The 21645-nt window shown below is 43.6% G+C and carries 22 protein-coding genes; 2 read left to right on the forward strand and 20 right to left on the reverse strand.

Annotated elements, in window-relative coordinates; all coding sequences use genetic code 11:
* Nucleotides 1–14 precede the first annotated feature (14 nt).
* Nucleotides 15–926, reverse strand: coding sequence for a ketopantoate reductase family protein (locus QA442_RS14685; protein WP_095431398.1), 912 nt, complete (start codon nt 924–926; stop codon nt 15–17).
* 56 nt (nt 927–982) lie between these two features.
* Nucleotides 983–2605, reverse strand: a complete 1623-nt coding sequence (locus QA442_RS14690; protein WP_095431399.1) for an ABC-F family ATP-binding cassette domain-containing protein — start codon at nt 2603–2605, stop codon at nt 983–985.
* Nucleotides 2606–2785: 180 nt separating this feature from the next.
* Between QA442_RS14690 and QA442_RS14695 the strand changes: the two genes are divergently transcribed.
* Nucleotides 2786–3055 carry a hypothetical protein gene (locus tag QA442_RS14695; RefSeq protein WP_095431400.1) on the forward strand — a complete coding sequence of 90 codons (270 nt, stop codon included), beginning with the start codon at nt 2786–2788 and terminating at the stop codon, nt 3053–3055.
* 34 nt (nt 3056–3089) lie between these two features.
* Here the strand turns inward: QA442_RS14695 and sipT are convergent, their stop codons facing one another.
* The 16 genes from sipT to QA442_RS14775 all read right to left on the reverse strand — a co-directional run bounded on the left by sipT (nt 3090) and on the right by QA442_RS14775 (nt 19006).
* Nucleotides 3090–3671 (reverse strand): signal peptidase I sipT, encoded by a 582-nt coding sequence (gene sipT / locus QA442_RS14700; RefSeq protein ID WP_003232348.1) that lies wholly within the window; start codon nt 3669–3671, stop codon nt 3090–3092.
* A gap of 143 nt (nt 3672–3814) precedes the next feature.
* A complete protein-coding gene (locus tag QA442_RS14705) occupies nt 3815–5719 on the reverse strand; it encodes a PTS fructose transporter subunit IIABC (protein WP_040083262.1) in 1905 nt (634 codons plus the stop codon).
* A 14-nt stretch (nt 5720–5733) separates the two neighbouring features.
* Nucleotides 5734–6645, reverse strand: coding sequence for a 1-phosphofructokinase (gene pfkB, locus QA442_RS14710; protein WP_095431401.1), 912 nt, complete (start codon nt 6643–6645; stop codon nt 5734–5736).
* Nucleotides 6642–7397, reverse strand: coding sequence for a DeoR/GlpR family DNA-binding transcription regulator (locus QA442_RS14715; RefSeq protein ID WP_014663816.1), 756 nt, complete (start codon nt 7395–7397; stop codon nt 6642–6644). The genes pfkB and QA442_RS14715 overlap by 4 nt, the downstream gene beginning before the upstream one ends.
* Before the next feature lie 279 nt (nt 7398–7676).
* Entirely contained in the window at nt 7677–8870 is a 1194-nt protein-coding gene (gene skiZ, locus QA442_RS14720) for a sporulation-delaying-protein transporter subunit SkiZ (RefSeq protein WP_071580649.1), read from the reverse strand.
* On the reverse strand, nt 8867–9559 hold the full coding sequence (gene yknY, locus QA442_RS14725) for an ABC transporter ATP-binding protein YknY (RefSeq protein WP_014663814.1): 693 nt from the start codon (nt 9557–9559) through the stop codon (nt 8867–8869). The genes skiZ and yknY overlap by 4 nt, the downstream gene beginning before the upstream one ends.
* The gene (locus QA442_RS14730) at nt 9560–10693 is read right to left on the reverse strand and encodes an efflux RND transporter periplasmic adaptor subunit (protein ID WP_095431402.1); all 1134 of its coding nucleotides are present in this window, start codon (nt 10691–10693) and stop codon (nt 9560–9562) included.
* A 4-nt stretch (nt 10694–10697) separates the two neighbouring features.
* Complete coding sequence (gene yknW / locus QA442_RS14735) at nt 10698–11393, reverse strand: YknW family membrane protein (protein WP_014663812.1); 696 nt, start codon at nt 11391–11393, stop codon at nt 10698–10700.
* Between the two features lie 113 nt (nt 11394–11506).
* Complete coding sequence (locus tag QA442_RS14740) at nt 11507–13321, reverse strand: ABC transporter ATP-binding protein (RefSeq protein WP_095431403.1); 1815 nt, start codon at nt 13319–13321, stop codon at nt 11507–11509.
* Nucleotides 13322–13332: 11 nt separating this feature from the next.
* Nucleotides 13333–14622: an ABC transporter ATP-binding protein gene (locus tag QA442_RS14745; RefSeq protein WP_095431404.1), complete on the reverse strand. Its 1290-nt coding sequence runs from the start codon at nt 14620–14622 to the stop codon at nt 13333–13335.
* Nucleotides 14623–14845: 223 nt separating this feature from the next.
* Nucleotides 14846–15079 carry a molybdopterin converting factor subunit 1 gene (gene moaD / locus QA442_RS14750; RefSeq protein WP_069838838.1) on the reverse strand — a complete coding sequence of 78 codons (234 nt, stop codon included), beginning with the start codon at nt 15077–15079 and terminating at the stop codon, nt 14846–14848.
* Nucleotides 15072–15545, reverse strand: coding sequence for a molybdenum cofactor biosynthesis protein MoaE (locus QA442_RS14755; RefSeq protein WP_014663808.1), 474 nt, complete (start codon nt 15543–15545; stop codon nt 15072–15074). Before QA442_RS14755 ends, moaD begins: the two co-directional genes overlap by 8 nt.
* Complete coding sequence (gene mobB, locus QA442_RS14760) at nt 15545–16066, reverse strand: molybdopterin-guanine dinucleotide biosynthesis protein B (RefSeq protein WP_069149525.1); 522 nt, start codon at nt 16064–16066, stop codon at nt 15545–15547. Before mobB ends, QA442_RS14755 begins: the two co-directional genes overlap by 1 nt.
* Entirely contained in the window at nt 16027–17319 is a 1293-nt protein-coding gene (locus QA442_RS14765; protein ID WP_095431405.1) for a molybdopterin molybdotransferase MoeA, read from the reverse strand. Before QA442_RS14765 ends, mobB begins: the two co-directional genes overlap by 40 nt.
* Before the next feature lie 17 nt (nt 17320–17336).
* The gene (locus tag QA442_RS14770) at nt 17337–18356 is read right to left on the reverse strand and encodes a molybdopterin-synthase adenylyltransferase MoeB (protein WP_095431406.1); all 1020 of its coding nucleotides are present in this window, start codon (nt 18354–18356) and stop codon (nt 17337–17339) included.
* Nucleotides 18357–18406: 50 nt separating this feature from the next.
* Nucleotides 18407–19006 (reverse strand): molybdenum cofactor guanylyltransferase, encoded by a 600-nt coding sequence (locus QA442_RS14775; protein ID WP_040083273.1) that lies wholly within the window; start codon nt 19004–19006, stop codon nt 18407–18409.
* A gap of 135 nt (nt 19007–19141) precedes the next feature.
* On the opposite strand from QA442_RS14775, the gene cse15 reads away from it, so the two are divergent.
* Nucleotides 19142–20104, forward strand: a complete 963-nt coding sequence (gene cse15 / locus QA442_RS14780) for a spore protein Cse15 (protein ID WP_095431407.1) — start codon at nt 19142–19144, stop codon at nt 20102–20104.
* 39 nt (nt 20105–20143) lie between these two features.
* Here cse15 and rok read toward each other — a convergent pair whose 3' ends face one another.
* Nucleotides 20144–20728 carry a transcriptional regulator Rok gene (rok, locus tag QA442_RS14785; protein WP_014663802.1) on the reverse strand — a complete coding sequence of 195 codons (585 nt, stop codon included), beginning with the start codon at nt 20726–20728 and terminating at the stop codon, nt 20144–20146.
* Nucleotides 20729–21176: 448 nt separating this feature from the next.
* Nucleotides 21177–21635, reverse strand: coding sequence for a thiol-disulfide oxidoreductase YkuV (gene ykuV / locus QA442_RS14790; protein WP_069838844.1), 459 nt, complete (start codon nt 21633–21635; stop codon nt 21177–21179).
* Nucleotides 21636–21645 lie beyond the last annotated feature (10 nt).

Here is a 21645-nt window from a genome sequence, read left to right on the forward strand (position 1 = left end):
TTCGCCTCCTTTTTTTATTTTTCTGCTTCATACATTTGCAGATTAGCATAAACGGTTTCTAATACGGGTGCCGCGAGAGATAAACGTTTTGCTTTTTCAAGCAAAAATCCATGCAGGTGGTCACCTTCAGTCGTTTGGCCGTTTTCCATATCCCGAAGCATGGAGGACTTCATATGATAAGACATGCTTGTCATCGTACGAAAGCTCTCTTCCTCAAGATCCGGATCAGCCGGAACGCCTTCTTTTCGTAAAACAGCGCCAATTTCCCCAATAAGAGTTTGGGCCGTATGACGTCCGCTTTCTGTGTCAAGGATCGGGCCAAGCGGTCGTTGAAATAACGTTGTAATCCCCGCTTGTGCTGCAATAAAGAGATACTTTTTCCAAATGTCCTTCTCGATATGCCCGCTAATGATGACTTCAGCCTTCACGCCTGAAAATGCCTCTTCAAGCGCTTTTATTCGATTCGTACGCTCTCCGTTCCATTCTCCAAATACAAAACGATGCGATGCACTCGTATGATGAATTTCTCCTCTGTTGTCTAAAGCACTTTCTATAAAACACAGGCCGCCCAGCACCTGTTCTTTTGAAAATGCCGCGAACAGCTGCTCATAGTGGCGGTACCCGTTTAAGAAAGGGATAATGACAGATTCCTGATGGATAAACGGCTTGACATCGTTTATCACCTGATCAAGCGAGTATGCTTTAGAAGCAATGATAACGACATCAAATCGCCCTGTTTCTCCGGCAGTGATTAATACGGGCTGAAACGATGCATCCCCTTTTTCACTATGGATGACAAGCCCGGTTTCTTTAAGCTGCTGAGCTCGTTTTTGGCGCACGAGAAATGTCACATCATTTCCTTTCTCTGCAAGCCGTCCGCCAATATACCCACCTACTCCGCCTGCTCCGACGACTAAAAATTTCATGTTGTGGTCCCCTTTCATAATGATGTATCAAAAAAAGCAGAGAAATCTCTGCTTTTTTATTCCGCGTATAGTTCAGCCAATTTTTTCTGCACATCAGTATTTTCAAGGAACTCGTCATAGCTCATTTGCTTATCAACGATGCCATTAGGTGTAATTTCTATAATTCTGTTGGCAATGGTCTGCACAAACTGATGGTCATGCGAAGTAAACAGCATAGCGCCTTTAAAGCTGATTAAGCCGTTATTGAGCGCTGTAATGGATTCTAAGTCTAAATGGTTAGTCGGCTCATCCAAAATTAAAATATTGGCTCCAGAAAGCATCGCTTTTGACAGCATACAGCGGACCTTTTCTCCCCCGGAAAGTACATTTGCTTTTTTGTGGACTTCTTCTCCGGAGAACAGCATGCGTCCTAAGAACCCGCGTAAAAAGCTCTCACTTTGGTCGTGCGGAGAATATTGGCGAAGCCAGTCTACAAGATTCAGATCACTGCCTTCGAAATATTCGCTGTTGTCTTTTGGAAAATACGCTTGTGATGTGGTAACACCCCATTTAAACGTTCCGCTGTCAGCTTCCATTTCCCCGGAAAAGATTTTAAACAGTGTAGTAACAGCAAGTTCGTTCCGGCCAGTGAAAGCAATTTTATCTTCTCGATTCATAATGAAGCTGACATTGTCAAGCACCTTTACGCCATCGATCGTTTTTGTTAATCCTTCCACCTGAAGAACATCATTTCCGATTTCCCGTTCCGGCGTGAAGTTAACGTAAGGATAGCGACGGGAAGACGGTTTAATATCATCCAGCGTGATTTTTTCGAGAAGTTTCTTCCTTGATGTGGCCTGCTTAGATTTAGACGCATTGGCGCTGAATCTAGCGACAAACTCTTGAAGCTGTTTAATCTGCTCTTCTTTTTTCTTGTTCGCTTCTTGAGAAAGCTTTAACGCCAGCTGGCTTGACTCGTACCAGAAATCATAGTTTCCGACATAGATTTGAATTTTGTTAAAATCAAGGTCGGCAATGTGCGTACACACTTTATTTAAGAAGTGACGGTCATGGGATACGACAATAACTGTATTTTCAAAGTTAATCAGAAACTCTTCAAGCCACTGGATTGCCTGAAGGTCCAAGTGGTTCGTCGGCTCATCGAGCAGCAGAACATCTGGCTTGCCGAATAATGCCTGTGCCAAGAGAACTTTTACCTTCTCCGAACCGCCAAGGTCTTCCATCTTCTTTGTGTGCAGGTCTTCTGAGATACCAAGACCTTTTAAAAGGATCGCCGCTTCACTTTCCGCTTCCCATCCGTTCAGTTCCGCAAATTCACCTTCTAGCTCGGCAGCGCGAATCCCATCCTCATCTGAGAAATCAGGCTTCATGTAAATAGCGTCTTTCTCCTGCATGACTTCATACAGGCGTTTGTGACCCATGATAACCACTTTCAGCACTTCATACTCTTCGTACTCAAAATGGTTCTGCTTCAAGACAGCAAGACGTTCGCCAGGACTCATATGCACGTCGCCTGTCTGAGGCTCGATTTCGCCTGAAAGCACCTTTAGAAATGTTGATTTACCGGCACCATTTGCACCAATTAACCCATAGCAGTTGCCTGGGGTAAATTTAATATTAACATCTTCAAATAACTTACGATCCGCAAACCGCAAGCTTACATTATTTACAGCAATCATTTATTATCCTCCATCATGTCTATCATCAATAAAAGTATACCATGAATACAGGGCAAGAGAAATGATTCCCTGATAAAACAGAGAGAAAACACTTATACACCCAATCCTGCCAGCTGTGTTACAATTAAAGAGAGAGAATGCATCCGCCTGGAAAATTACACACTCTCATGGAGGAACACGTTGAGGCTTTTAACACTTACTGAATATTGCTTATTGATCTTTTTTACGGGCTTTTACCTTGCCGTAACAGGCTTTACCGCCAAGGATATCGGCTTATACATAGGCATAGCCCTTATTTACATATTTTCGCACATTTTTTCTAAACGACTTTTAGAAAAGCGCGGAAAAGAGAACAAACAGGTTCACCTTTTCTTCAGTGTGCTGGCCATTATCGGTTCAGTGTTCATCACAGTTTTATGCATTGCATTGGTCTCTACTTTTTCAAAATAAAAACGCCTGCTGTCCAAAGGCCAGCAAGGCGTTTTTATTTTGTTTGACGCATTTCGTTAAACGGGAAAAAGACAAACTTCGATGTGCCGACAATTCGATCTTCCGCAATCAGTCCCAATCCGTTTCGGCTGTCCATAGAATTCAGCCGGTTATCTCCCATGACAAAATATTTGCCTTTCGGAACCTTAACCGGTCCAAAATCGCCTGTCAGACTGACACCGAGTTTTTCTGCTTCCTTCTTGTTTTTAGACAAGTAAGGCTCGGCTACTTTTTTGCCGTTTATATAAAGCGTGTCATCCTTCATTTGAACGGTTTCTCCAGGCTTTCCAATCAATCTTTTTACATAATGGATTTTAGAAGTCTCACCGTTGATAATAACGATATCTCCGCGCTTCAGCTCGCCGATATAGTTGACTGTTTTATTCACAAACAGCCTTTCTCCGTCATGTAATGTGGGATACATAGATGAACCTTCAACTAAATACGGTTCAAACAAAAAGTGACGGATCAGGAGAGCCAGCAGAACAGCGATGACAATCGCTTTACCCCATTCCAGGTACGTATTGGTTTTTTTCTTCGCCGTTTTCTCAGTATTCGTATTTTTTTCCTCGGTCAAAGTGTTTCCTCCTAGACGATTGCTATGTCAGTTGTTTCTCTTCTTTTACTTTATCATAAAAAAGAATAAATTACATAACTTAACCCGCTCCCTGCCTGTCGGATAAGAAAAAGCGTCCTTTTGAATCAAGGACGCTTTTTTTCTTATTTCTCTGTAACAGGTTTTTTGACAATACCGAGGATAATTGCCATCACGACAGCACCGATTACGATACTTAATAGGTAAAGCATCGGATGGTTTGTAATGAAAGCTACGAATACTCCTCCATGAGGCGCCGGAAGCGTTACACGGAAGAATTCAGTCAATCCGCCGGCAACAGCTGCACCGATTACAGCAGCTGGAATGACGCGAAGCGGATCAGCCGCAGCAAACGGGATCGCTCCCTCTGTTACGAAAGCAGCACCCATGAAGTAGCATGTAATACCAGCTTCACGGTCACGCTGAGTGAATTTGTTTCGGAAAATGGTTGTAGCAAGTGCGATACCAAGCGGAGGAACCATACCGCCGGCCATGATCGCCGCATGAGGCGCATAGTTGCCTGCATCGATCATCGCGATACCGAACGTAAAGGCTGCTTTATTAAGCGGGCCACCCATATCGATCGCCATCATACCGCCCAAGATAATCCCCATCAATACTAGGTTTCCAGTACCAAGGCTTTCAAGCCAGTTTGTTAAGAAATTCATAAATGCTGCTACAGGTGTATTGATGACAAATTGCATTAATACGCCAGTGATAAAAATACCGAACAGCGGATAAATCAGTACAGGTTTTAATCCATCAAGTGACTGAGGGATAAAGGTAAATGCTTTTTTCAGTAAAATCACGACATAACCGGCAAGGAATCCGGCAATTAAACCGCCTAAGAATCCAGCATTCGCTTGAGTCGCCATGAATCCGCCGACCATACCAGGCGCAAAACCAGGACGGTCTGCAATACTCATCGCGATAAATCCAGCAAGAACTGCCACAATTAATCCTAATGCGTTGTCACCGCCGATAAACTTAAGAGCTGCGGCAAACGCGTTGTAAGTAGGATCTTTTGGATCAGCAGAATGAATTCCCCAGAAGAATGAAATCGCAACGAGGATACCGCCGCCGACTACGAACGGAAGCATGTTGCTGACACCGCTCATCAAATGCTTATAAAACGCGTTTCCGATTCCGCTTCCAGACTTGCCTCTCGCTTCATCTTCATCGTTTGAAGCTGAAGAACCGCCGCTGCCTTGATAAATCGGGGCATCTTGGTTCATCGCTTTTTCGATCAGTTCCTGAGGGCGTCTGATACCTGCCGTTACAGGAACTTGAAGTACGCGCTTACCTTTAAAGCGTTCCATTTCAACCTGCTTGTCCGCTGCGACAATGATTGCAGGTGCATCTTCAATTTCTTGGGCAGTCAGCTTGTGCTTAATGCCGCTTGAACCATTTGTTTCGACCTTAATGTCCACGCCAAGCTCTTTCGCTTTTTCTTTAAGGGCATCCGCAGCCATGAATGTATGGGCAATACCTGTCGGGCATGCAGTAACCGCTAAAATCTTTCCTTTTCCGGCAGGTGCTGGTGCCGCTTCTTCTTCCTCTTCCTCTTCGTCATCATCTTTATCGTGCTGATTAATAATGTCGATGATGGCATCTTCTGACTCAGCTTCAAGGAGCTGCTTGCGGATTTCTTCACGCATTAACAGCGTTGAAAGTCTTGACAATGCTTCAAGGTGAGTATTGTTTGCGCCTTCAGTCGCCGCAATCATGAAGACTAAGTGAGCCGGCTGGCCGTCTAATGATTCATAATCGACACCGTCTTTAGAACGTCCGAACGCGATCGCCGGGTTGATAACGCTAGCCGTTTTCGCATGAGGGATAGCGATTCCTTCACCAATACCCGTTGAGCTTTGGCTTTCGCGGTTTAAAATGGCTTCTTTATAGGCTTGTCGGTCATTTAACTTACCAGCCTTATCAAGAACAGTGACCATTTCGTCAATCACATTTTCTTTTTCTTTGCTCTCAATATTAAGCTTTATCGTATGCTTTGTTAAAAGCTCAGTTATTTTCACTTGTGTTTCCTCCTCTATAGACGTGTGACCTTAACTTCAGGAAGAAGCTGCTGGACAAATTCTTCTGTTCCAAGTTCTTCAGAGAACGCGGTAGCACTGCCTGAAGTAACCCCTAAGCGGAATGCTTCTTCAAGCGGCAGCTGTTTGGAAATTCCGGCAAGGAAGCCTGCTACAACGGAATCTCCTGCTCCGACTGAGTTTACCAATTTCCCCTTTGGCACGTTAGCAAAATAAACTGCTTCGTTCGCAAACAAAAGCGCTCCGTCTCCTGCCATTGAAACGATTACATGTTCAGCGCCCTGTTCTACCAGCTTTTTCCCATAAGGAACAGCTTCCTCAACAGAGGTAATGGTCGTGCCGAACATTTCTCCAAGCTCATGATGGTTTGGCTTCATCAAAAACGGTTTCATTTCTGTCGCTTTCAAAAGAGCCTCTCCTGAGATATCCAGAACAACTCGTGCGTTCTGCTGTTTGCAGGCCTCTGCGATTTTTTCATACGTATCGTGAGGAAGTGAAGATGGAATACTTCCTGCAAGAACAACGATGTCTCCCTCTTCTAAAGATTGGAACTGCTCTAAAAAGGCCTTGAAATCTTCATCCGAAATTGTCGGTCCCTGCCCGTTAATTTCAGTTTCATCACCCGTTTTCAGCTTTACATTGATACGGGTATCCCCTTTTACTTCAGAAAAAGCTGTTTCCAAATTTTCTTCCCGCAAAAATGTTTTGATATATTCTCCGGTAAATCCGCCGACGAATCCGAGCGCTTTAGACGGTACATGATGTCTTTTCAGCAGTCTCGATACGTTGATGCCTTTGCCCCCTGGATACTTGGTATCATATGCAGAACGATTCAGGCCTCCTACAGTAAAATCTTCAACGTGAACAATATAATCGACAGATGGATTAAGTGTTACAGTGTAAATCATGGTTTCACTACCTTTACGACAGTTTTTTCTTGGTAATTATCGAATGTAAGCTCTTCAGCGTCAGTCGTAATGATTGTTGCGTCGCCTATTCCGGCAAATGCCGAAAATGAAATTTCTCCGAACTTCGAAGGGTCTGCTAAGACGTAAGCGTGTTTTGCCTGTTTGATCGCTTTCTGTTTTAAAAGGGCCTCATCAGGGTCCGGCGTTGTGAATCCAGCCTCTGTATGCACACCGTTTGTCCCCAGAAAGCTCTTGTCGAATCTGTACTGGTCCATGGCAATCAGTGAAGCGCCTCCAATAACCGCGCCCGTTCTGTGCTTGACGTATCCTCCAAGCAGATAAAAAGAAATTTCTTTCCTTATTAATGCTTCGATATGCATCACCCCGTTTGTGACAACGACAATATCTTTGGTTTTATCCATAAAATCAATCATGTGCAAAGTCGTCGTGCCTGCATCAAGGTAAATGCAATCCCCTTCTTCTAAAAGAGAAGCAGCTTTTTCAGCAATCTTCAATTTGTCGTGAAGGTTTTTGGATGATTTTTCAAGCATATCGGGTTCAAGTCTGATATCGGAAAGCTTGGCCGCTCCCCCATGAACACGCTTTAAAAAACCGCGTTCTTCAAGTGTCGATAAATCTCTTCTAATTGTTGATTCAGAAGCATTTGTCAGATTTATGAGCTCTTGAATCTTTACCACATCATGCTTTTCTATTTGATCAATAATCAATTGATGCCGTTCAGGAGTTAGCATGCTTCACCTCCTAATGAAAACGTATTCATTTTGAATACAATTTCATTGTAAACGCTATTTTCAGTTTAGGCAACTAAAATCATTCAAATTCATTCAATAACTATCAAAATCTTTCACGTTTATCCATATTAACGTATGTATATAGGGTTTGTAAACTGTAAATTCGACAAAAATAAGGACAATTGTACGACATTTTCTTCTTATTTTAATGAAAAAAGTCTTTTATATTCATAGTAGAAATCACTACACATAAAAAAACCTCATGCATGTTGCATGAGGCTACTCATAACGCAGCGCTTCAATCGGATCAAGCTTTGCGGCTTTATTTGCAGGAAGCATGCCGAAAATAACACCAATGAGCATACTGAACAGCACGCCCCCGCATACAACCTCCCAGGATATGAGTGACGGCCAGCCCGCAATGGCTGAAACAAGCGCGGCCCCTCCGTACCCAATACCAATCCCGATCAGGCCGCCAATCAGCGTCAATACGACTGACTCAATTAAAAACTGAGTCAGGATCTGTCCCCTAGTCGCACCGAGTGATTTTCTGATTCCGATTTCCCGCGTCCGTTCTGTGACTGATACAAGCATAATATTCATGACACCGATTCCGCCGACCAATAGAGAGATGCCCGCAATTGAGCCGATAATCGTCGTCATTATTGCCGTTACTTTGCCAATCCCGGCCGCAATCTCTTCCATGTTCATCACTTGATACGAATCCTCTGTGCCATGATTGTCATTTACCAGCTGTGTCGCTTCTTTCCCAACCGATTTTATATCGTCTGCTGATTCAACCTGCAATGATACGTTACTGAAATCACTTGTACCAAAAGAGGATTTCATCATATTAAATGGCACATACATTTGACTTAAATCGAAAGAAAGCAAGCCTGTTTCTTTTTTCAGCACGCCGATAATTTCAACGGGCTGTCCGTTTATCCAGACAACTTCACCTAAAGGGGAGTTTTTATCGAACAGCTCTTCAGCCATCTTTTGAGAGATGATTCCGGCTCTATTCCCCGCGAGAAAGTCATTATCTGTAAAGGTTCTGCCGCTTTCGATTTTTAAAGAATTGACATTCATGTATCCATCATTTATTCCGTTAACCGTAGCATCGGTTTCCTCTTCATGATAACGCGCTGTCATACTTTCAGAAGTCGAGGCAACGACTTGTTTAATGCCTTCTACCCCTTTTAAACCTTTAATATCGTTTTCTGTAAACGTAGATTCAGCTGCAGCGTTCGGATTGCTTGCAAGCTCTTCGTCGCTTGGCATATAGTATAGCTCCACTGTATTTCCCGGTCCGCTGATCGACTGCTTCAGCATTTGCTCACCGCCCTGCCCTACCGCAACGACAACGATGACAGAGCCTACACCAATGATAATGCCGAGCATTGTTAAGATCGAACGCATTTTATGGGAAAGGACAGAGCTTAGAGCCATTCTGATGTTTTCTAACAGGCTCATTCTCCCACACTCCTTTGGCCGGAGCTGGCAGGAACAATATTGCCGTCACGCACCATAACAATCCGGTTCGTGCAATCTGCAACTTCGGGCTCGTGTGTAACAAGAACGATTGTCGTTCCTTCGGCATTTAAAGCTGTAAACTGATCCATAATCGCTACGCTTGTTTTCGTATCCAGCGCGCCGGTCGGTTCATCAGCTAAAATCAATTTCGGCTCATTCACGATCGCCCTCGCAATCGCCACCCGCTGCTTCTGCCCGCCCGACAGCTCATTGGGCATGTGAAGCATTCGATCGGCTAACCCGACCTTTTCCAATGCTTTCTCAGCCCTTTCTTGACGTTCTTTTTTGCCTATCCCGGAATAAATCATCGGCAGCTCAACATTTTTTTTTGCGTTCAGCCGCGGAAGAAGCTGAAATTGCTGAAATACAAATCCGATTGACCGGTTACGGACTGCCGCCAGTTCTTTATCTTTATATGAAGAAACGTCCTCGCCGTCCAATTTATACGTACCGGAAGTCGGTCGGTCAAGACAGCCGATAATATTCATGATCGTCGATTTCCCTGATCCTGACGGCCCCATAATCGAGACATATTCCCCTTGATGAATGTCCAAATGAATAGAATGGAGAACATCAAACGTTTCCCTGCCGATCTGGTAGCTTTTTCGCACATTAGAAAGCTGTATCATTTAAGATTTCACTTCCATTCCATCAGTCACCTGATCAGATGGATTCAAAATGACTTGATCATCTTGGGAAAGCCCCTCTTTAATTTCTGTCAGATCATCTGTCACTTCGCCGATTTTGACATCAACTCGCTTTGCTTTTCCATCTTTTGCTGTATACACATAATATTGATCATCTTCTTTTTTGACTGCCTTTGAAGGAAGCGTATTTGCTTTTCGCTTATCGGTTTCAATATTCATGATAAATTTAAAGCCTGGCTTTCCTTCAGGAAGCTTTCCTTTTATTTTCACTTGAAGCGGGTATTGGACCGCCTGTTCTGTTCCTTGTGCCGCAGCGCTTTCCTGCTGATCAGGAACAAGTCCGACTGCGGAAACCGTGCCTTTCCATGATTTATCCTGGATAACATCTGAAGTGAGTGTGACCTTCTGGCCTTTTTTAACTTTCAGTGTATCGTATTCAGACAATTTCCCTGAGACGACGAGGTCTTTGGGGTTGCCAATATGTATGACAGGCTCTTGAATATCTGACTTTTTGGATGCCGCTTCTTGGTTGACAGAAATAACGGTGCCTTCAATTTCACTTTTCACTTCTAAATCTGACACCCGGCTGGCAAGTGACTGCCGCTGAAGCTCGGTTTGTTTTAATTCGATCTCAGCTGTTTTTTTCTGCATTTGAAGCTCTGTCCGTTCAGACTCAATTTGTTTTTCTGCTTCTTTCTTCCCAACCTGTTTCGCCAGATCTTTTTCTTTATTGTCTAACGCTTTTATCTTTTCTTGAGTTTGTTCAATTTGAAGCTGGTTCGATTCAGCGGTCAACTGGTTCTGTTCTTTTTCCAGACTCAGCTGCTCATTTGTATAGGCGACTAAAGTCGTGCCCTTTTTAACTTTGTCGCCTTCCTTCACTTTAATGTCTTCTAATGTCCCCTTATCAGCTTCATAAAAGACATACTGTTCATTTGAAAATTTAAGTGTGCCGGGAACCATAACCGTTGACGAGATTTCGTTTTCTTCAAGGCTTCCCGTCTGTATCTTCTGGCCGGCGCTGCCGCTTGTTGGAGCGGCAGACCGGTATACATTTATTCCAATAAAAAGAGCGACTATAACGGCGATGCCAATTCCGATCCAGACTTTTTTCATGAACTTATGCACCCGCCACAGAATTAATTAAACCTGAAAAGAGCGAAAATACAACTAAAATTCCGAATAGAATGATTGCTGAAATCCATCCGGCTTTTTTGGAGATGCCTCCCGTTTTGTGAAGTCCGATTGCTAATAATACAAAGCTCCAGATGCTGAAAATTTCAAAGGTATTTAACACGCTGGCAAGAGCCCCGTCAGATTGGATAATCCCTGCCAGTGACGTCGTGCTGTAAAGAGGATTCACGTCAGTCGTAAAAGCAACGATTCCGTTCACCAATAATCCGAGACTGCTAATTAAAGAGACAAACAAACCGAGAGAAAGCATTTTTTTGTATGTCGTAACACCGCCTGATGCTTTTACACAGAGCCAATAAATAAGAGGGGCAATAAATAATGCTGCGATACCTCCGATAATTGCGCCTGCCATTCCGCCAAATTTGGTTATTGTTGCGACAGCCTCCATTTGTTCAGCTGATAGCCCTTGCGTATCCTGGCTTTTCAAAAGCTCACTATAATCCGTACCGAGTGATTGCAGCACGGCACCGACGATGATAATTGCTGCGACAATCAAAAGCGGTCCCCATACAGCCGGCCTTTCTCTTATTCTTTCAAATTGAACAGATGGACTTGTGATCACTCCGAAAAGTGAAGGCTTTTCAGCCGACGTTCCGCTGTTTTTTTCTACATTCGTTTCCATTTCAAAACCTCCTTGAGAATATCTATCCAATAGTACGGGAAGGATATTAAAAAGTTTCATGTTTTTCTAATAAATTTCCAAAAGCCTTCAATTTATACTGAAGGCTTTTCATTTTATTCTATCGCTGTGCTGTATTGCGCTTTCACAAGCCCGGCATACACGCCTTCTTTAGCGAGCAGCTGCTCATGGTTTCCTTCTTCTATTTTCTTGCCGTGATCAAGAACAATGATGCGGTCGGCATCACGGATCGTAGACAATCTGTGAGCAATCATCACTGCTGTGCGCCCTTTCAGTAGCGTTTTTAGGGCCTGCTGAATTTTCACTTCCGTCTCTGTATCAATACTTGCCGTTGCTTCGTCAAGGATGATAATAGCCGGATCGGCGAGCAATGCTCTTGCAAAGGAAATGAGCTGACGCTGACCAGCAGACAGTACGCTGCCCCTTTCCTCCACCTCTGTTGCATATCCTTCTGCTAAATCAGAAATAAACTCATCCGCTCCGACCGCTTGGGATGCTTTTATTACCTCTTCATCCGAAGCATTCGGCCTTCCAAAACGGATATTTTCCATGATGGTCCCGGAGAAAATAAATGTATCTTGCAGGACAATGCTGATTTGAGAGCGCAGACTGGCAATGGAGAAATCCTTAATCGGTATACCGTCTATTTTAATGGTGCCTCCGGTCGCATCATAAAAACGGCTGATTAAATTGGCAATCGTCGTCTTTCCGCTCCCTGTATGCCCGACAAGCGCAAGCGTCGAGCCAGCAGGAATAGAAAAGGAAACGGCATGAAGGGCTTTTCGTTTTTCATCATACGAAAATTCAACCTCTTCAAAGCTGATCTCCCCATTTATCTTTTCATTATGAATGGCATTCGGCTTCTCCTTGACATTTGGCTCTTCGTCCAGAAACTCAAAAATCCGTTCTGATGATGCCATTCCCATTAACAGCTGATTATAGACCTGGCCCAGTCTCGAAATAGGTTCCCAAAACATCCCCAGGTAGAAAGCGAAAGAAACGAAGACGCCAATCGTAATGGTTTCATTCATAATGAGTGTGGCGCCATACCAAATCAAGACTGCCGTCCCAATCGCATTCGTCATTTCCACCAGCGGACGGAACATGGCATTTTTTTTAGTTGCTTCCCGCCATGATTGGTAATTCTCCTGATTGACACCGTCAAAATACGCCATGTTTTCTTCTTCCTGCGTAAATGCCTGTGTGACCCGGATGCCTTGGATACTTTCGTTTAGATGAGAGTTGAGCTTTGATTGCTTGAGCCGTACCGTTTGCCAGGATCGGCGTATTTTTTTTCTGAGACTTGTTGAAATAAAAAACATAATCGGCAATGTCACCATGATGGCTATAGTCAGCTCAGGACTCAGCGTAAACAAAATAATAATCACGCCGGCCAGAAGAAGCAAGTCGGTCAATAAATTGATGACTCCGCTTGTAAATAGCTCCTGAAGAGAGTTAATATCATTCATGATCCTGACTAAGATCGATCCCGCCGACCGCTGATCAAAAAATCGGTGGGATAAGCGCTGCACATGTGTAAATAAATGCTGCCGCAAATCGAAAATGACATGCTGGCCAAGCTGATTCATCCACCTGATTCTTAACACATTGGCGGCGTAATTAAGGACATATAAACCGCTAATGACTAAAATGAGCTGAATCAACAGCTCCGGGTTTCTCGCCGTAATCGCTTGATCAAGAACATAAACACCGATCAGAATGGGGATCACAAGCTTCACAGCAGTGCCAATCAATACGGTGAGAAAAGAAAGCGGCAAAATGGTTTTTCGATATGGTTTGACATAGCTCAGCAGCCGCCACATTTGAGCCCAGTTAAACGGCTTTTCAATGATTTCATCTGAAGAGTAATAGAAACGCTCTAAAATCCCCTGTTTTTTCGCTTGTTTCATTTGGCCCCTCCCTATCCGACCTCATGCGGCTCATTCATCATTTTGACATCACGGTATTGCAAATCGTAAATCTTTTTATAGTAGCCGCCTTTTTCAAGAAGCTCATGATGTGTTCCCCTTTCACAAATGCGTCCTTTATTAAAAACGAGAATTTCATCGGCGTGTTTCAGTGAAGAAATGCGGTGAGCAACGATAAAGGTTGTGCGGTTTTTCATGACTTCTTTTAAGGCAAGCTGTATGCTGTGCTCCGTTTGCATATCTACTGCACTTGTGGCATCATCCAATATTAAAACGCTCGGGTTCAAACAGATGGCTCTCGCAATGGCAATACGCTGTTTCTGTCCGCCGGAAAGCCCCATTCCCCTCTCGCCCAGCATGGTGTCATACCCATCAGGAAGCTCCATGATAAAGTTATGGGCCTGCGCCCTTTTTGCTGCTTCGATGATTTCTTCCATTGAAGCACCCGGCCGCCCATACGAAATATTTGATCGGATCGTGGATGAAAACAGGAAGGATTCTTGAAGTACGACTCCGATATTGGAGCGAAGCGTTTTTAACGAATAATTTGTGATGGGTTTGTGATCAATGGTAATCGTTCCGCTAACAGGGCTGTAAAATCTGGTCAGAAGCTGTGTCACTGAACTTTTTCCCGAACCCGTCGGGCCCAACAGTCCGATTACCTTCCCGCTGTTTGCCTCAAAGCTTACATTGCACAGCGCGTTTGTTTGTTCTTTTCCGTATGCAAGAGAAACATTTTTGAAATGGACATCTCCAGTTAATTTTTGTTTGCATAAAGCAAGAGGATGATCTGTAATGTCTTCTTCTTTTTCCAGAATGTCGAGCAGGCGTTCAACCGACAGGCTGATGGCTACCAGCAGGCCGAAGCGAATGAGCTCAGCGAGGCCGTATGATAAGAAAAAACGAAGCCCTTCAACATCAGCTGTCAGCCTGGACATCAAATCTCCTGTTTTCGCGTTATCATAATAAGAAAAAGAAAGCCGCTGCAGTTTTTCATACAGGCTATTTCTCAGCCGATAAACGGATTTGATTCCAAACATATCACCTAAATATTGGTGAAAAAAGGTAGCGGTTCCTTTCAAGGCCATTACCGCAATAAATCCCAAGCTGACCCATGCTGCAAGCTGATACTGCCTTCCCAGTACGATCTCATCAATCGTAATTTGCAGGATAATCGGATAAACGACAGTAACCGCAGTCATTAAAAGCATGGCTAGAAGCGACCACAAAAACACTTTTCGGTACGGCCAATAATACATTTTTAATCTTTTAAATGTCTCCATATCCAGCACCTTTCCAACATTTATCATCTTTACTATATCGATACCCGAAATAAAATTCTATTATTTTTCAAAAATTCAGTCTAATTATGGAGTGAGTCTCTTACTTTATAGGGAGTAATATATGTAGAATAAACGCTTACAGAAAATCATTGTATGCTAGGGATACTTGGGGATATGCCAATGACATACAGAAAAACCGGATGGCTGAAATGCCGTCCGGTTTTCATCCCCCGCTGACCGGCGGTATGATGGCTACCGTGTCACCTGAAGATACAGAGGTATTTTCTTTTACATAGCTTTCGTTAACGGCAATCATAGCCGTATCAAGGGATTCAAGACCATATTGTTCTTTTAGGCTCGCTTTTATTTCATCTATGGTTGCTTGTTCCATATCTATTTCTAGTGCTTGTGTACCGGCCTGTTCAGCAAGCCCTGCAAATAAAAGTATTTTAATCATGCTGCTCTCCCTCGCTTAGGTCTGGTTTTCCATTCGGATAAGCTGTTGTTTCAAGCTGGTCGCCGATCCATTGCTCACCGTCTTCCCAAATTTCTTTTTTCCAAATCGGCACAATCTGTTTAATTCGTTCGATCGCATACTCATTGGCTTCATAAGCAGCTTTGCGATGGGGAGAAGATACAGCGATCACGACCGCTGCTTCACCGATATCCAGCACACCTATACGGTGCGTGATTGCAGCGGAAGCGCCTTCCCATTTTTCTTCGATTTCAGCTCCGATTTGAGCAAGCATTTGCACGGCCATTGGTTCATATGCCTCATATTCAAGCCGAACCGTTCTTTTTCCGTTTGTCCATTCCCGAACCGTGCCAATAAATGTGGTAATTGCCCCTGCTTCCCGTTTCTCCACTTTTTTAATGATGTCTTCAGTAATAATAGGTGTTTTCGTAATCTCAAACCGTTTCATTATGCAGATTCCCCCTTCAGCTGTGAAAGCACAAAATCCACGGCAACCGGATCATCCGCATGAAAAACGGGCAATCCCTGATGCTCTGTCATATGCTCTTTTTTCCTATAGATGATGGCGATTATATTCACTGCCTGCAGCGCTTCCAGATCTTCCTTTTCACGTAGGATGACCACTTTAGGATAAGGGGCTTTTTTAAAGCCTTCAATCAGAAGACAGTCTGTTTCGAGAAATTGATATAACTCGATCAGCCGTGCCAAATCCCAATTGCGGCGGACTGTCAGCTGTAACACACCAGCACCTTCTACCGCTGTCACATCAGCACCTGCCGCCTTGTAACGGTCCGTGTCTTTTCCTTCCGTGAACGTTTGCGGTTCACCGCCGTGACCATGATGCTTCAGGCAGCTCAAATGAACCCCCTGTTCAGAGGCTTTTTCAAGAATACGCTCGATAAACGTTGTTTTCCCGCTGTTTTGAAATCCTACAACTTGGACGATTGGGAAAGGACGGACCAAGGCCACTCACTTCCATTCTCTTCTCTGATGAGCAGCACTTGAACCGTTCTGCCAGATTCGTAGCCTCTCGTCCCGCCTGGCAGGATAATGAAAGCATTGGCTTCTGCTAGTGACGTGACAGAGCTAGACTTATCTAACCCGACGGGTGTCGCCAATAGCTTCCCTTCCTGGTGGTGCACAAGCGCACGAACAAATCGGGTAAACGGGTTCGGCTTCGGAAAATCTTTGGCCAGAACAGCTTCCGCACAAATCGAATGCGGTGTTTCATTAAACAGCCATGTCTGGATCATTGGCTTGACAAACAGTTCAAAACCGACATAGCATGCCGACGGGTTACCTGAGAGGCCAAACAGCAGCATATCGTTTGCATGCGCCACCGTTGTCACGCTGCCCGGGCGCATGGCAACTTTATTAAACAGCACGTCTGCTCCGAGTTTTTCATAGATCGCAGGCAAAAAGTCAAAATCACCGACTGACACACCGCCAGTTGTGATCAGGAAATCCACCTTTTTCATCGCTTCTTTCACTGCAGCAAAGCTTTTATCCAGCTCATCAGAGATTTTCCCTAAATAAAGCGGTGTTGCGCCAGCTTCTATCACTTGTGCATATACCATACTCGCATTGCTGTTGCGGATTTTTCCCGGTTCCAGCGGATCACTGACATTCAGCAATTCGGTACCTGTTGCGATAATCCCGACAACAGGCTTTCTCACCACAGGCACCGAAGCGTATCCGAAAGTTGCCAATAGAGCAGTCACTCCTGGTGTCACCCGGGTGCCCTTTCTTAGTAAAACACTCCCTTTTTGAGCGTCCTCACCAGTTTTTGAAATATTATCTCCCGTCTGAAAGCGGCGCTTTAAAGACATAAATGATTTCCCATTCTCCTCAAAGGTTTGAGTCAGTTCAATCATGACGACTGCATCTGCCCCTTCAGGGATTTGCGCGCCGGTCATAATCCGCACGGCCTGAAACGGGCCAAGTTCTTTTTCAGATACTGACCCCGCTCCAATATGGTCAATGACTTCAAACCGAACTGGGTTTTCACGTGAAGCTTCTGCCGTATCGCACGCTCTGACAGCAAAACCGTCGTATGGCGAACGGTCAAACGCGGGTACGTGGTGATCCGCAGTTATATCTTCGGCTAAAAATCGATGAAGGCTGTCTTCAAGCGCCACCCATTCTGTTTCACCTTGTTTTTGAAAATGGCAGACACGCCGAACTGCCTCGTCTACCGGTATCGGTGTTCTTTTCTCCAGCATTCTGACCCCTCCTGTTGTTACAATCCAATCACTCTTGCCAACACGGAATTGGCTTCTTTCACATCATTTGTTCCATGCACCAGTGCCCGTCCGTCATTGAAAATGACAATTCTGTAATCCTCGTAAAAAATATGCAGCAAAAACGAATTAGCCTCAACCTTGCCGATTTTCTTCAGCCGCTTAACGAGTTCCTGTTTCGGGATTCTTTTTAATGATTCCGACCTTACCTGTACTGTATCACGGCCGCATAGTACAGCGGCTTTCGGCGTGTTCCAATCCTGAAGATAGGGATATACCGCATTTGTTCCGCAAGACGGGCAATCCTCACGGCGTACATGATCAACGTTAATCTTCATATGCGAATTGTTCCAGACATCAAATGTCACAAAACCGCGCTGTATTGCTTCTATTTGGCCTGTTAACAGCTTTAATGCCTCAGCTTGCTGATATGCTGAAACGATATGCACAGCCGGCGGAATAATGCCGGCCGTATCACACGTCCCCCCGCCGACAGGAATTTGCTCAAACAAACAAGACAGGCAAGGGGTTTCTCCGGGAATGACCGTCATGAACATTCCCTGGCTGCTTACACAGGCGCCATAGACCCACGGTGTCTTTTTTTTCTGGGCAAGATCGTTTATCAGCATGCGGGTTTCAAAATTATCTGTCGCGTCGATCACGACATCTGCTTTTTCAATCAGCGGCTCTAGCGTTTCGGCTGTTCCTTCGGTAACATATGCTTCAATATGTATGTCGCTGTTAATTGCTGATAGATGCTCTTTGGCAGCCATGGCTTTCGGCATGCGGAGTTTGGCATCGCTTTCTGTATAAAGCTGCTGCCTTTGAAGATTACTCCACTCCACATAGTCACGGTCAATAATGGTAACAGTACCGATTCCCGCTCTCGAAAGCCCTTCAGCGCTTGCAGTGCCGAGCGCTCCCGCTCCGACAACCAGCACATGGCTGTCTGCCAGCCTTTTCTGGCCCTCTTCCCCAATTTGCTTAAATCTGATCTGCCGTGAATAACGTTCCTCCATCAAACCTGTTCTCCTTATCTTTTATGTCATCTTATCATGTTATTGCTCCGTCAGTCCCGTCTGAAGGAGTTCAACTTATCGTCCAAACAGCTAAAATCATCGCGTGTATTAATATTGATAAACTCTGCCGGACTTGCTCCGATATCTTCAGCCTGTACGTAACAAACCGACATTCTGCCTAATAAATCTGATATTCTCAGCCTTTTCTCAGAAAGCTGATCGTATAGAACCGGCATGATACGTTTGTGGTAAATCGCAATCAACGGCTGCATTTGTCCGTCTGAAATCGGGACTACCGCGTCCGTATCGGCAGTCATCAGACGTTTGAGCTCCAGCATCGTCCTTCTTTGTATCAGCGGTGTGTCACAGGAAAGAACAGTATAAAGATCACCGTCGGTCTTTTTAAAAGCGGTATATATACCAGCCAATGGCCCCATGCCTTGAAATGGCTCAGCATCTTGATACACTTCATTTTCACCGTTTTCTTGAAATCTATCAATAAATTCGGGACGGCTGATGATAACCGTATGTTCTCCAAGTGCCTTTTTTGCGCATTCGTAAAGCATCCTGCCCTTCCATTTGACAAACGCTTTCGGTTCTCCAAATCGCCGCGAGGCTCCCCCTGCCAGCAGTACGTTTACATGCTTCATGTCATCTCACCTCTAGTTCGTTAAAAGCATAGCAAAAGCAAAGGCTCAACGCTACTGCTTGTCTGTTTATTAAAGAGGAATAGCTGTTCAGTATTTGCATATTGTAGTGTTAACATCATGAGGGAGATGGTTCGAATGAAAAGATCAGGTCCTTTTTTCCACGACGTGTCTCAGGAGAACCTTTATTTAAAATCCGAGCTTTCAAGGTGCCATAAGCTGATTTCTGAACTTGAAGCAAGCTACTTTCACCAGAAAAATAACAAATTGCTCAAAGAAAATAACGATATGAAAGAAAAACTCCAGCAATTGACTGCCGAATTAACACAAATGTCAACAAAAGAAAAACATGCCTCCCACACCAGCCAATCTCTGCACCAAATAAGAGCTGAACTGCTTGATAAAATCGTTGTTTTACAGGAGCTTCTATCTGCTGAAACCTATAAACGCAGAGCCGAAATCGAAGAAAAACATAAGCTTCATATTGCTAAAATCAAAATCGAAGAAGAAAATAAAAATCTTCATAAACGTATCAGTCAACTTCAGGCCTCTATTGAGCAGGAGCAGAATGCACTGCTTCAGACAAAACAGCAAGCCGAATTGATAAAAACTGAAAACGGGCGTCTAAAAGAGCAAATGGTAGAAAAAGAATATCAGCTACAACATATTAAAATAGAAGTTGATCATATGAAAGATCGAATCATAGAAACGAAAGAAAGATTGCTAGACATCGAAAAAACGAAAGAAAAATTATTTCACGAAACTATTATATCGTATAAACGGCAGCTTGATGAAAGCGATGCCTGGATTGCTTCTCATTTTGCCGATATTGATGGCAACACGAAACAAAAAGAAAAAACAGAAGAAGCTCCAGCGGTCTATGCGCAGCCAAATCATGTAGAAACCATCCTTGAAGATGTCACCAAACAGATACATGTGCTTCAAAAACAGCTTACCCGCGCCCAATCATCAGACCAGGCCATGAGCCAAACAATCGAAGGGCTGAAAAACAGGGCCGCTGAAGAAAAGCCATATCAAAAGTGGGTGTATAAACTTAATCTTGAAAAAGAAAACAAACCTTCACAGAAAAAAACCAAATAAAAAACTGCTTGAGCAATGCCAAGCAGTTTTTCTGTATATTTATTCATTTGCAGATTCAGCTGATTCTGCAGTTTCGATTTCACCTTCTAAAATGTACTGGCCGCGATACGGCTTTTTCACTTCCGGGTACATTTTAATTAAGCTTTGCATAAACGTTGTCATATTAGGGATTTCAAGACCGCTTTCTTTTTCAATCTCTTTTTGAAGCTCGGAGCTTTTAATCGCCGCGTTATGGCGTTTTAATGTTTTAATGGCAGCTTCACGCAGCTTAGCTGCTTTTGATCCCGGTCTTGCCGTTCCTCTTCTTCTTCGTGTTGTTCCGTCTGGTATACCGGCAGGAAGAGAGGAAATAGATTGAAGCTGAGGCTGCACAGACTGCTGCTGTGATTGCGGCTGATAGCTTCTGATTTCCTGAGCCGCAAGCTCAGCGAGAACAGGCAGAGAGTCAGGTTTTTTTTCAGAACGGAAATCCTTTTTGATTTCGGAAGGGCTTCCATTTCTGTCCAGCTCTCTTAATTTTGCGTATATTTTATCACGTTCAATTTGATATTCACGAATGACTTTCACTTCAGCTTCATTTAATTGTTCTAACCGCAAGCGCAAAGCTTCTCTTTCATTAAACATTCCTCAATGTACCCCCTATCAAAATTAACATCTTTAATTAAGATATTAGATTACAAAAGTAATTTTATCAACTATTATTTTAGCATTTTACTATTATATTTACTCTATGAAAAATTCCTTATTTTCTGAAAATGTTTTATTTTTCAAAAGAGTCCTTTATTCTCAAGGGATCAAGGGTCTTTCTAGTTTATTTGGTATAATGTTGAAAATATATATTTTACTTACTTCTTTAAAGAAATTTAGTGTAATATCTACAATTTTCGAGTTATGAGATATGTGATTTATCTAAAATTGAGGAAAAACATCAAAAATTAGCTGTTTTTTTAGCGTATGAATGAAACAAATCATCATTTCCTATGCCCAAATCTGGAAAAATAAGCTTCTTACTCATCTTCCATTGCTTTTTTGCACAAATAAAAACCTGATGAGATCAGGTTTTTAGGAAAAACTATTCAGATACTTGCTCCGTTTCAGCCAAAACACGGTTCACACGTTTCTCAAGCATTTTCATACCGCTACCGCCGGCTTGGAAGTGACGGAGCTGTCCTGTTTTATCAAACACATAATACGCAGGTACATATTCATTTTCAAATGCATCGGTTAAAGCATGGTCACTGTCAACAAAAATCGGCTGAGTGATATCGTGTTCAGCAGCTGTTTCTTTAATTTTACCAAGGTCAAGATCATCTTCGGAACGGGGCATATGCACAGCTACAACATTCAGTTGATCTTTATATTTATCACGAAATTCATTCACTTGCGGCATTGCTTCTTTACACAAGTGACAGCTGATGGACCAGAAATGAATAAGCGTCGGTTTTTCCCCGATCAATTGCTCTCTCGTCACTTCACCATTTAACCATGCTTTTTCTCCCGCCAATTCAGGCATTGGCTGACGTAATTTCATTGCATTTCCC

The organism is Bacillus stercoris (assembly GCF_029772985.1).
Classification (GTDB): Bacteria; Bacillota; Bacilli; order Bacillales; family Bacillaceae; genus Bacillus; species Bacillus stercoris.